The sequence below is a fragment of the Pseudomonas putida genome, assembly GCF_009883635.2.
Classification (GTDB): domain Bacteria; phylum Pseudomonadota; class Gammaproteobacteria; order Pseudomonadales; family Pseudomonadaceae; genus Aquipseudomonas; species Aquipseudomonas putida_W.
This window is the reverse complement of sequence record NZ_CP026115.2, coordinates 1,688,952-1,701,052: the sequence shown is the minus strand read 5'-3', so window position 1 is coordinate 1,701,052 and position 12,101 is coordinate 1,688,952. Positions and strand designations below refer to the sequence as shown.

Below are 12,101 nucleotides of genomic sequence, written 5' to 3'. Positions count from 1 at the left end.
GCTGAGCTGGCGCTCAGCTGACCACGCGGCGTGGCTGGCCTTCGAAGAAGGCCTTGGCGTTTTCGCTGAGCTGGCCGACGATGCGCTGGCGCGATTCCACCGCGCCCCAGGCACTATGTGGGGTGATCAGCAGTCGCGGGATGCCCTTTTCTAGCAGCGGGTTGCCGTTGACCGGCGGCTCGACGCTCAGCACATCGGTGGCCGCACCGCCCAGGTGGCCGCTGCGCAAGGCGTCGGCCAAGGCCTGCTCGTCGATCAGGCCGCCACGGGCGGTGTTGACCACCAGTGCGCCTTTTTTCAGCAGTGCCAGTTCGTGGGCACCAATCATGTGCCGGGTGTGCTCGTTGAGCGGGCAGTGCAGAGTCAGCGCGTCGACCTGCGGCAGCAGTTCGTCCAGCGCCAGGCGATCGTCACGGGCCGGGCGGCCAGGGATCTGCCCGCTCAGCACGCGCATGCCGAAGGCTTCGGCCAGCCGTGCCACTGCACCACCGAGTTCGCCATGGCCGAGCAGGCCGAGGGTCTTGCCTTCCAGTTCGACGATCGGGAAATCCAGCAGGCAGAACTGGCTGGCCTTGGCCCACTGGCCGTCGGCCACCGCCTGGTTGTAGTCGCACAGGCGCGTGGCCAGGGCCAGCAGCAGGGCGAGGGTGTGCTGGGCCACAGACGGCGTGCCATAGCCCTGGCAGTTGCAGACGGTAATGCCCTGGGCGCGCGCAGCGGCCAGGTCGACATTGTTGGTTCCGGTCGCGGCCACCAGGATCAGCTTCAGCTGCGGGTTGGCGGCCAGTGCGGCGGCATCGAGCATGACCTTGTTGCTGACCACCGCCACAGCGCCCTGCAGGCGTTCGGCTACCTGCTCCGGGTGGGTGGCGGCGAACAGCTCGAATTCGTCGAATTGCTGCTGCAACGGCGACAGGTCGAGGTCGCCAAGGTCCAGGGATTGGTGGTCGAGAAACACGGCACGGCGCAAGCTGGGCATCACGGGAAGCTCCGGAGGCAGGGCAGGGGTTGATCCATCTCCCCGCACAATGCCACTCATACCTTGCGTCGCCAAATCATTCCTTCGGCTGATTTGACCGTCACATTGAGCTACTACAGTAGATCCAGACTTGTTCGGCATGCTTTTCAGAAAAGGGATCACCATGTTGCAGACCCGCATCATCAAGCCCGCCGAGGGCGCCTATAACTTCCCTCTGTTGATCAAGCGCCTGCTGATGTCCGGCAGCCGCTACGAAAAGACCCGCGAGATCGTCTACCGCGACCAGCTGCGCCTGACGTATCCACAGCTCAACGAGCGTATCGCCCGCCTCGCCAACGTGCTGACCGAAGCCGGGGTCAAGGCCGGTGACACCGTGGCGGTGATGGACTGGGACAGCCACCGTTACCTGGAATGTATGTTCGCCATCCCGATGATCGGCGCGGTGGTGCACACCATCAACGTGCGCCTGTCGCCCGAGCAGATCCTCTACACCATGAACCACGCCGAAGACCGATTCGTACTGGTCAACAGCGATTTCGTCGGCCTCTACAAGGCCATCGCCGGGCAACTGACCACGGTCGACAAGACCCTGCTGATCACCGATGGCCCGGACAAGACCGCCGACTTGCCGAACCTGGTCGGCGAATACGAGCAACTGCTCGCGGCCGCCAGCCCGCGCTACGACTTCCCGGATTTCGACGAGAACTCGGTGGCCACCACCTTCTACACCACCGGCACCACGGGCAACCCCAAGGGCGTCTACTTCACCCACCGCCAGCTGGTGCTGCATACCCTGGCCGAAGCCGCGGTGACCGGCAGCATCGACAGCGTGCGCCTGCTCGGCAGCAACGACGTGTACATGCCCATCACGCCGATGTTCCACGTGCATGCCTGGGGCATCCCCTACGCGGCCACCATGCTCGGCATGAAGCAGGTCTACCCGGGGCGCTACGAGCCGGACATGCTGGTCAAGCTGTGGCGCGAAGAGAAGGTCACCTTCTCGCACTGTGTGCCGACCATCCTGCAGATGCTGCTCAACTGCCCGAATGCCCAGGGTCAGGACTTCGGCGGCTGGAAGATCATCATCGGCGGCAGCGCCTTGAACAGCTCGCTGTACAAAGCCGCACTGGCCCGTGGTATCCAGCTGACCGCCGCCTACGGCATGTCCGAAACCTGCCCGCTGATTTCCGCCGCGCACTTGAATGACGAGCTGCAGGCCGGCAGCGAGGATGAGCGCGTTACCTACCGCATCAAGGCCGGCGTACCGGTGCCGTTGGTGGAAGCGGCGATCATCGATGGCGAGGGCAACTTCCTCCCGGCCGATGGCGAGACCCAGGGCGAACTGGTGCTGCGTGCGCCGTGGCTGACCATGGGTTACTTCAAGGAGCCGGAAAAAAGCGAGGAGCTGTGGCACGGCGGCTGGCTGCACACCGGTGACGTCGCCACCCTCGACGGTATGGGTTACATCGATATCCGCGACCGCATCAAGGACGTGATCAAGACCGGCGGCGAGTGGATCTCCTCGCTCGACCTTGAGGACCTGATCAGCCGTCATCCGGCCGTGCGCGAAGTGGCGGTGGTCGGGGTGGCCGACCCGCAATGGGGCGAGCGCCCGTTCGCCTTGCTGGTGGTGCGTGACGACAAGTCGATCGACGCCAAGGCGCTCAAGGAACACCTCAAGCCTTTTGTCGAGGAAGGGCACATCAACAAGTGGGCCATTCCGAGCCAGATCGCCGTTGTTACTGAAATTCCCAAGACCAGTGTCGGCAAGATCGACAAGAAGCGTATCCGCCAGGACATCGTCCAGTGGCAGGCCAGTAACAGCGCCTTCCTGTCTACCTTGTAACCCCGCTGCGGGTCGCGTGCGATGTTTTGCGACCCGCATTCTAGACGGCTTCAGGCCTTGCCAAACGAGAAAAATCGGCCATGCTTCAGCACGGCCGATGCGCTACCCGGGAAACACCGGGGCGATTTGGTAGCGGGTGCGCAAATCACACTTTAGAGGGATCAAGCACCTGAGCCTGCTGGCTATAGTCGGGGCCAGGGGATCTTCAGGAATGGGGGAGAGCGGTACGCGCAAGACGTGCCGCTGCAGGGCAAACCTGCACACCGGTCGCTCGGGCCGTTTCTGAAAGGACTCACTGCCATAACAATAAAGTACATGGAGTAGCGTCGATGAAATCTGCAAATCCGTTCTGGCGCCGGGCCAAGCTGCCCTTGGCCGTCAGCCTTGCTTCCACGCTCGCAAGTCCTGCTTTCGCTGTCAGTTTCAACATTGGTGAAATCGAAGGCCAGTTCGACTCGTCGCTCTCCGTCGGGGCCAGCTGGTCCACTGCCAACCCCAACAAGAACCTGATCGGGGTCAACAACGGCGGCAAGGGCCTGTCGCAGACCTCCGACGACGGCCACCTGAACTTCAAGAAAGGCGAAACCTTCTCGAAGATCTTCAAAGGTATCCATGACCTTGAACTCAAGTACGGCGACACCGGTGTGTTCGTACGTGGCAAGTACTGGTACGACTTCGAGCTGAAGGACGAAAGCCGTCCGTTCAAGGACATCAGCGATTCGGGCCGCAAGGAGGGCGCCAAGTCGTCGGGCGCGGAGCTGCTCGATGCCTTTGTCTACCACAACTACTCGATCGGCGATCAGCCGGGTTCGGTACGCTTCGGCAAGCAGGTGGTGAGCTGGGGTGAAAGTACCTTCATCGGCGGCGGCATCAACTCGATCAACCCGATCGATGTGGCCGCGTTCCGCCGCCCGGGCGCCGAGATCAAGGAAGGCCTGATCCCGGTCAACATGTTCTACATCTCGCAGAGCCTGACCGACAACCTGTCGGCCGAGGCCTTCTATCAGCTTGAGTGGGACCAGACCGTCGTCGACAACTGCGGCACCTTCTTCTCCCAACCTGACATCATCGCCGACGGCTGTACCGACAACCTGCGCGTGCTCAACAGCAGCCGCACGGTGCCGGCAGCAGCACAGCAATTTCTCGCCACCCGCGGCGTCAACATCAACGAAGAGGGTGTGATGGTGGCGCGTGGTGCTGACCGCGATGCCCGTGACAGCGGCCAGTTCGGTGTGGCCATGCGCTACATGTTCGAACCGCTCGACACCGAGTTCGGCGCCTACTTCATGAACTACCACAGCCGTGCGCCGATCTTCAGCGCCACTGGCGCCTCACCGTCGGTATTCGCCGGCCTCAGCCAGTTGCCGCCGCAACTGCGCGCACTGGCGCCGCTGATCGTGGCGGGCAATTCGAAGTACTTCGTCGAGTACCCCGAAGACATCCGCCTGTACGGCTTGAGCTTCTCCACCACGCTGCCTACCGGTACCGCCTGGAGCGGTGAGGTCAGCTACCGGCCGAACGCGCCGGTGCAGCTGAACACTACCGATATCCTGTTCGCCGGTGTCCGCCCGATTGGTGGCGCGCTGAGCAACGCCTCGTTGCTCACTGGTACTCCAGGCCAAGACCTGCACGGCTATCGCCGCAAGGAAATCACCCAGTTCCAGACCACCCTGACGCACTTCTTCGACCAGGTGATGGGCGCCAGCCGCATGACCGTGGTCGGTGAACTGGGCGTCACCCATGTGGGTGGCCTGGAGAACGCGCACGATACCCGTTACGGTCGTGACCCGGTATTCGGCCCTGGCCCGCTGCCCGCAACCGGCGGCGCCGACACCTGCCAGGCGCTCAACGCCAGCACCATCGCTGGCGCCGGCGCCGGTGCGTCGACCGCCAACCTCAACCGCAAGTGCGAGAACGACGGCTACACCACCAGCACCTCCTGGGGTTACCGCGCCCGGGTCATCTGGGACTACAACGACGTGTTCGCCGGGGTCAACCTCAAGCCCAACGTGGCCTGGTCGCATGACGTCTCCGGTTACTCGCCGGGCCCTGGCGGCAACTTCGAGGAAGGGCGCAAGGCCGTCAGCCTGGGCCTGGATGCCGAGTACCAGAACACCTATACCGCCAGCCTGTCGTACACCAACTTCTTCGACGGCAAGTACAGCACCGTGGATGATCGCGACTTCGTCGCCCTCAGCTTCGGCGTGAACTTCTAAGAACATTGATCCAGGACGACACGAGATGAACAAGACCAGAAGTCTGCTGCAAGCCGGTGTACTGGGCCTGTCCCTGCTGGCGACCAGCGTCATGGCTGCGGTATCCGCCGATGAAGCGGCAAAACTTGGCAGCACCCTGACCCCGATGGGCGCGGAAAAGGCAGGCAACGCGGACGGTTCGATCGGCCCCTGGGAGCCACTGTCGAAGACCGCAGGCAGCGTCGATGCCAAGGGCTTCCTTGCCGACCCCTATGGCAGTGACAAGCCGCTGTTGACCATCACCGCGCAGAACGCCGATCAGTACAAGGACAAGCTCTCGCCGGGCCAGCTGGCGATGCTCAAGCGCTACCCGGACACCTTCAAGATCCCGGTCTACAAGACCCACCGTGGCTCCACGGTGCCTGACGATGTGTTCGCCGCGATCAAGAAGAACGCCACCGCGACCACCCTGGTCGAAGGCGGCAACGGCCTGAACAACTTCCAGACTGCCGTGCCTTTCCCGATCCCGAAAAGCGGCCTGGAAGTGATCTGGAACCACATCACCCGCTACCGCGGCGGCAGCGTCACCCGCCTGGTAACCCAGGCCACACCGCAGCAGAACGGGTCGTACAGCCTGGTGTACTTCCAGGACCAGTTCGTGTTCCGCGACCGGATGAAGGATTACGACCCGAACAACCCGGGCAACATCCTGTTCTACTTCAAGCAGGAGGTGACCGCGCCGGCACGCCTGGCCGGTACCGTGCTGCTGGTGCACGAGACCCTCGACCAGGTCAAGGAGCCGCGCAAGGCATGGATCTACAACGCCGGCCAGCGCCGTGTGCGCCAGGCCCCGCAGGTGTCGTACGATGGCCCAGGTACCGCGGCCGATGGCCTGCGTACCTCGGACAACCTGGACATGTACAACGGCGCGCCGGACCGCTACGACTGGAAGCTCGAAGGCAAGAAGGAGATGTACATCGCCTCCAACGCCTTCAAGCTGGATGACCCCAAGCTCAAGTACGCCGACATCCTCAAGGCCGGGCACATCAACCAGGACCTGACCCGCTACGAGCTGCGCCGGGTCTGGCATGTGGTCGCGACGCTGAAGCCGGGCCAGCGGCATATCTACGCCAAGCGTGACTTCTACATCGACGAGGACACCTGGCAAGCTGCGGTGATCGACCAGTATGACGGCCGCGGCCAGCTGTGGCGCGTGTCCGAGGCGCATGCCCAGCCGTATTACAACGTGCAGGTGCCGTGGTACACCCTTGAAGCCATCTACGACCTGCAGTCGGGCCGCTACCTGGCCCTGGGCATGAAGAACGAAGAGAAGCGTGCCTACGACTTCGGCTTCAGTGCCAGCAAGGCCGATTTCCAGCCAGCCGCCTTGCGCCAGTCGGGTATTCGCTAAGCTGAAAACCTGCAACTCCGTGTGACCCTCCCAGAACGCCCCGGTATACCGGGGCGTTTCTGTTTGCACGGCCGATAAGGCCGATGAATACCTCGCCAAAGCCCCGCGCCAGCCACTGTCCATCAGCCATGTTGCTTTTTGTCGCAGTCTTTTCCGGGGCAATGGCTTCCATCGTCTTCAAATGCGTTGCATTACCCGCTAGTCTCGCAAGCATCCGTATCGCCGTAGTCTTCCCAACAGAACGAGCCGGCCATGACAGATCTGTCCCGTACGCATGGATTCGCCAGCCAGGCCCTGGGCCTGCTGGACGGGCGCTTCTTCCGGCCGCCACAACCGGACGGCCACGTGCCGCGTGTCCGTTTGTGTCAGCGTTTGCAGGGCGGCCTTGGCGGGCGCCTGCTGCTGGTCAACGCCCCTGCCGGCTTCGGCAAAAGCTCCCTGGCCATCGAATTCTGCGAGTCGCTGCCGAGCCATTGGCGCAGCCTCTGGCTCGGCCTGAGCCAACGGGATGCCGACCCCGGCCGCTTCCTCGAGCGCCTGCTCGAAGGGCTGCAGCAGTACTGCCCGGCTTTGGGGGGGCAGGCCATGGGCCTGCTGAAGATGCGCCAGCGTCACCAACCCTTTGCGTTCGAAGAGTGGATCGACAGCTTGCTCGACGAGTTGGCGCTCTACCTCCAGGCCGATACGCCTTTGCTGCTGGTGTTGGACGACTACCACTTGGCCCAGGGGCCGGTACTTGATCGCTGCCTGCAGTTCTTCCTCAATCACTTGCCCGCAGGCCTGATACTGCTGGTGACCAGCCGCCAGCGCCCGGACTGGCACCTGGCGCGGCTGCGCCTGTCACGTCAGCTGGTCGAGCTTGGTGAGCAGGATCTGCGCCTGACAGCGGACGAATCACTGGCGGTGATCGGCCGCCAGCCCACGGGGCTGCGCGGTCAGGCGCTGGACAACCTGATTCTACGCAGCGATGGCTGGGTGGCTGGGTTACGCTTCTGGCAGTTGGCAGCCAGCGAAACCGGTGACGAGCATGCCTTGCCCCAGGCCCTGCACGGTGGTGAAGGGCTGATCCGTGACTACCTGCTGGAAGAAGTCATCGAGATGCTGCCGGCGGACGTGCAGGCGTTTCTGTTCGACACGGCCTGCCAGGAGCGCTTCTGCGCGGCGCTGTGCGATGCGCTGCGTGAACGTCACGACAGTGACGCGATCCTGCGTTATCTGCAGGCGCATCAGGTGTTTCTGGTGCCGCTGGACGAGCATGGCCACTGGTATCGCTACCATCATCTGTTCTCTGACTTGCTGCGCAGCCGCCAGTCCAGCGAACCGTTGGCGCGCCTGCACCTGCGTGCCTGCCGCTGGTTCCAGGCCCAGGGGTTGCTCGACGAGGCGGTGGAACAGGCATTGCGTGCCGGCCACCTCGATGTTGCAGCCGACCTGGTGCAAAGCCTGTCCGAAGAACAACTGCTGGCTGAGCAGAACGTCGGCATGCTGTTGCGCTGGAAGATGGACCTGCCCGACAGCCTGCTGATCAGCACGCCGCGGTTGATCGTGCTGTACAGCTGGGCGCTGGGCCTGGCCTGCCAGCTGGATGCCGCAGAGGAGCTGGCCGGTTACCTCAGTCGCTTCCTGCCCGCGCCTTCAGCCACTGCCCAGAAGTCGATGCTGGCGCAGTGGCTGGCTCTGAGCGGGGTCATTGCCCGTGGCCGGGGTGACCGCGAACAGACCTTGGCCTATTGCGGCGAAGCGCTGCAGAGCTTGCCGAGCAAGCGCTATGGTCAACGCCTGGTGTGCCTGTCGACGCTGTCCAACCTGGCCATTGCCGACGGCGACTTCTGGCGTGCCCGTGGCTGGAACCGCGAAGCGCTGGAGCTGGCGCAGCGTGTCGGCAACCCATTGTTCGAAGCGCTGGCGCATTACGATCGTGCGCGGGTGCTGCATGCCCGCGGCGAGGTTTTGCGAGCGCTGGATGAAGTACGTCAGGGGTTGCAACGCCTGCAGGGGTTGTCGGCCCAGCGACTGTACGCGGTGCGGGCGCGGCTGACCCTGTACGAAGGCTACCTGCTGGTGGCGCGCCTGCAACCCGCTCAAGGGCGCGCGCGTTTGCGCGCAGGGCTAGGCGAGGCGCGCGCCTGCCGTGACATAAGCGTGTTGATCGGCCATTGCGTGATTGCTTCGCTCGATGGCCGTGAGGGCCAATATGCCGAGGCGTTCGCCGAACTGGCCGAGGCGGAGCGGCTGATGCACATCTGGGATGTGCCACCGATCTTCTACCTGGCAATGATCACCCTGGTGAAGTGCGAGCTGTGGCTCGCGCAGGGGCGTATCGACCTGGCCGAGTCCTGGTTGTTGCGCCTGGGGCAGACCTACGGCGGCGAGCATCCTGCGGCGGCGCCAGAGTTCCACCCTTTGCTGCCGTTACATATCGAACTGCAGCAGGCCCTGCTTGAGCGTGTGCAGCAGCGCAGTGAAGACGCCGTGGCGCGCCTGTGTGCCCTGGCCGAACGTGGCCAGGCCAGTGGCGGCATGATGCTCACCCTGCACGCACTGTCGCAGTGGGTCGACCTGTTGTTGAGCGAAGGGCGTGAAGCACAGGCAGCGCAGCTGTTACCCATGGCGTTGAGCGCAGCCCGGGGCGGGGTGTTACAGCCTTTCCAGCGACTGATCGAATTGCACCCTTCTTGGCTGCGTGAGCAACTGTTGGCGCAACCAGCCTGCCAGGCCCAGGCCGAATTGCTGGCGCGTCTGCCAGAACCTGTGGCACTTACAGGCAGTGCCACTGAAGCATTGAGTGGTCGCGAGCTGGCGGTGCTCGAGCTGATCGCCCAGGGCTGTTCCAACCAGCAGATCAGCGAGCGGCTGTTCATCTCCCTGCATACCGTCAAGACCCATGCCAGCCATATCAACAGCAAACTGGGGGTGGAACGTCGCACCCAGGCAGTGGCCCGGGCCAAGTCCTTGGGATTGCTGGCCTGAAGCTGGTCGCAAGGTGCATGGCACTGTAAAATGATGGCGCAAAGCCATTGTGCCGTTAGCGAGTGAGTGCGCTGCATTCTCCACCCTCATCTTTCCTGACCGGCTGCCGATACAAGTTTCGGCGGTATGCATCGCCTCGCGCCATCCACCCATCCACCCAATACAGGTCGTGTTGATGCTGCAGTACGGGCAAAAGAGCTTTCTGATCGTCGACGACTTCACCGACTTTCGCACGTCGACCCGTTCCATGCTGCGCGAACTGGGCGTGCGCGATGTGGACACCGCAGACAGTGGTGAGCAGGCCCTGCGCATGTGCGGGCAGAAGCGCTACGACTATGTCCTCCAGGACTTCCACCTCGGTGACGGCAAGAAGAACGGCCAGCAGGTCCTTGAAGACCTGATCCTCGACAAGCTGATCAGCCATGAGTGCGTGTTCATCATGGTCACGGCCGAGAGCAGCCAGGCCATCGTGCTCAGTGCCCTGGAGCACGAGCCGGATGCCTACCTGACCAAGCCGTTCAACCGCGTGGGCCTGGCTCAGCGCCTGGACAAACTGACCCAGCGCAAGACCCTGCTCAAGCCGATTCTGCAGGCGCTCGACCGTGGTCGCCCGGCCGAAGTGCTGGTGGCGTGTGCCGAGCTGTGCAAGAAGGACCCGCGTTTCGCGCCGTTGTGCCTGCGCTATCGCGCCGACGCACTGCGTGACCTCAACCGCTTCGATGAGCTAGAGAAGTTTCTCAAGAGCATCCTCGCCAGCCGCCCGCAACCTTGGGTGTATTCGGCACTCGGCAGCCTGATGCACAAGCGCGGGCAGAACGCCCAGGCCCAGGGTGTCTATGAGCAGGCGCTCAAGGCATTCCCGATCATGCCCGGGCTGTACGATGGCATGGCCGAAGTGCTGGTCGCTCAAGGCGAAACCAAGCGTGCCCAGGGCATGCTCGAAGAAGCGGTGCGCTTGTCGCCCCTGGCAGTGCGCCGACAGGCCGCCCTGGGCAAGTTGGCGCTGGATAACGAGGACTACGAAAGCGCCTCCAAAGCCTTCCGCCATGCGGTGAACCAGGGCCAGAGTTCGCGTTACAAGGACGCCGAAAGCAACCTTGGGCTGGTCCAGGCGTTGATGAGCAAGAACGCCGGCTTCGGCCTGGATGCCCGCGCCCGGGTCGAGATAAACACCGTGCTCAGCGAAGTGGCCAAGGACAACCTCGAAGACCAGGGCCTGCAAGTGCGCGCCCGGCTGATGAAGGCCGCCAGCCTGCAGCAGGCGGGCGACCCCGAGACCGCCGCCAAGCTCACCGAGCAGGCCATGCAGCGGCTGGAGAAGATGGACCAGTTCTTCTCGGTCGAGGCCGCCTTGACCGTGGCCAGGCAACTGCAGTCGCTGGGCCAGGAAGCGGCCGGCGGCAGCATCCTCAAGGGGTGCGTGGAAACCTACGGCGATGACCCCAAGGTCATGCAAAGCGTGGCCAAACTGACTGACGACCCAGCCGTACTGGGCGCGGTCACCGAAGCGGTCGACCTCAACCGCCAGGGCGTGCGCAGCTACCAGGCCGGTCAACTCAACGAGGCCTTGCAGATGTTCCGCAAGGCTCTGTCGCTGCAACCGAAAAACATCAGTATCGCGCTCAATACGGCGCAGGCCTTGCTGCGCCTCGGTGGCGAGGTGACACCCCCAGCGATCCAGCAGGAATGCCGCGACTGCCTGACCCGCGTGGCCGGTATCCCGACCAGCGACAGCCGCTACGACCGCTACCGCAAACTGCACATCAAGGTCTTCGGCGCATGAGCCAGGATAACCAGGGGCTGGATTTTTCCACGGTGATCGCCTCCACCGTGCATGACCTGAAGAACTCGCTGTCAGCGCTGATCCAGTCCCATGACCAGTGGATGGCACGGCTGCCTGAAGAGTGGCGCAGCGGTACTGAGCAGGGCGTGATCGAGCATGAGTTCCGTCATCTCAACGGCATGCTGGTGCAGTTGCTGGGGCTGTACAAACTGGGGGTGAATCAGCTGCCGGTATGCCCCGACTACCACGAGCTGGATGACTTCATCGAAGCGCAACTGGCGGCCCATCAGGAAGTGCTGCAGCACAACGACATCCTCGCGACCTGGCGTGTCGAGACTGACAACCCGCTGGGCTTCTTCGACCGCGAACTGGTGGCTTCGGTGATCGCCAACGTGATCACCAACGCCACCCGCTATGCCGGCCATGCGCTGCTGGTCAGCATCGGCGAGGAAGACGAGCACCTGATCATCAGCGTCAACGACGACGGCCCGGGTTACCCGGCGCGGATGCTCGAGCGCCAGCAGGATTACGTGCAGGGTATCGACTCGCAGAGTGGCAGCACCGGGCTCGGGTTGTATTTCGCGGCGCGGATTGCGGCATTGCATGAGCGAAACGGCGTGCGCGGGCGGATCGAGATTGCCAACGGTGGGGCGCTTGGGGGTGGGTTGTTCAGGTTGTATTTGCCGTAAGCGGTTAGATCCCTGCATTGAACTTTGTAATGAATTGAAATCCAAGCTGACGATGGGCAGGTAAATATTCCTAGCGCCTTGTGGGATGAGTCTAAAACACGATAATGGGGCCGTTGGGCCCTTTTTTCTTGGTTTTCGCAATGATAGTAATCGCGCCTCCATTACTCACTCTGCGAGCGCCTTGTGGACAAATTCATCCGCCTCACACCTCTTCGGCTATCCCCCTTT

Annotated in this window: 7 protein-coding genes; 6 read left to right on the top strand and 1 reads right to left on the bottom strand. The window is 63.1% G+C overall.

Features of this window, described 5'->3' with window-relative positions; genetic code table 11:
- Nucleotides 1–13: 13 nt before the first annotated feature.
- Nucleotides 14–979, bottom strand: a complete 966-nt coding sequence (locus C2H86_RS07760) for a 2-hydroxyacid dehydrogenase (protein WP_159412101.1) — start codon at nt 977–979, stop codon at nt 14–16.
- Between the two features lie 163 nt (nt 980–1,142).
- Between C2H86_RS07760 and C2H86_RS07755 the strand changes: the two genes are divergently transcribed.
- The 6 genes from C2H86_RS07755 to C2H86_RS07730 all read left to right on the top strand — a co-directional run bounded on the left by C2H86_RS07755 (nt 1,143) and on the right by C2H86_RS07730 (nt 11,873).
- The gene (locus C2H86_RS07755; RefSeq protein ID WP_159412100.1) at nt 1,143–2,825 is read left to right on the top strand and encodes a fatty acid--CoA ligase; all 1,683 of its coding nucleotides are present in this window, start codon (nt 1,143–1,145) and stop codon (nt 2,823–2,825) included.
- A 329-nt stretch (nt 2,826–3,154) separates the two neighbouring features.
- Nucleotides 3,155–5,041 (top strand): DUF1302 domain-containing protein, encoded by a 1,887-nt coding sequence (locus C2H86_RS07750; protein WP_159412099.1) that lies wholly within the window; start codon nt 3,155–3,157, stop codon nt 5,039–5,041.
- Nucleotides 5,042–5,066: 25 nt separating this feature from the next.
- Nucleotides 5,067–6,431, top strand: coding sequence for a DUF1329 domain-containing protein (locus tag C2H86_RS07745; RefSeq protein ID WP_103445685.1), 1,365 nt, complete (start codon nt 5,067–5,069; stop codon nt 6,429–6,431).
- A gap of 252 nt (nt 6,432–6,683) precedes the next feature.
- Nucleotides 6,684–9,401, top strand: a complete 2,718-nt coding sequence (locus C2H86_RS07740; RefSeq protein WP_159412098.1) for a LuxR C-terminal-related transcriptional regulator — start codon at nt 6,684–6,686, stop codon at nt 9,399–9,401.
- 175 nt (nt 9,402–9,576) lie between these two features.
- Nucleotides 9,577–11,184 (top strand): tetratricopeptide repeat-containing response regulator, encoded by a 1,608-nt coding sequence (locus tag C2H86_RS07735; protein ID WP_159412097.1) that lies wholly within the window; start codon nt 9,577–9,579, stop codon nt 11,182–11,184.
- The gene (locus C2H86_RS07730; RefSeq protein ID WP_159412096.1) at nt 11,181–11,873 is read left to right on the top strand and encodes a sensor histidine kinase; all 693 of its coding nucleotides are present in this window, start codon (nt 11,181–11,183) and stop codon (nt 11,871–11,873) included. Before C2H86_RS07735 ends, C2H86_RS07730 begins: the two co-directional genes overlap by 4 nt.
- Nucleotides 11,874–12,101 lie beyond the last annotated feature (228 nt).

Bases quoted from the DNA above. Each gene is read 5' to 3' on its own strand.
- C2H86_RS07745 (WP_103445685.1), top strand. From the start codon at position 5,067: ATGAACAAGACCAGAAGTCTGCTGCAAGCCGGTGTACTGGGCCTGTCC.
- C2H86_RS07730 (WP_159412096.1), top strand. From the start codon at position 11,181: ATGAGCCAGGATAACCAGGGGCTGGATTTTTCCACGGTGATCGCCTCC.
- C2H86_RS07735 (WP_159412097.1), top strand. From the start codon at position 9,577: ATGCTGCAGTACGGGCAAAAGAGCTTTCTGATCGTCGACGACTTCACC.
- C2H86_RS07755 (WP_159412100.1), top strand. From the start codon at position 1,143: ATGTTGCAGACCCGCATCATCAAGCCCGCCGAGGGCGCCTATAACTTC.
- C2H86_RS07740 (WP_159412098.1), top strand. From the start codon at position 6,684: ATGACAGATCTGTCCCGTACGCATGGATTCGCCAGCCAGGCCCTGGGC.
- C2H86_RS07750 (WP_159412099.1), top strand. From the start codon at position 3,155: ATGAAATCTGCAAATCCGTTCTGGCGCCGGGCCAAGCTGCCCTTGGCC.
- C2H86_RS07760 (WP_159412101.1), bottom strand. From the start codon at position 979: ATGCCCAGCTTGCGCCGTGCCGTGTTTCTCGACCACCAATCCCTGGAC.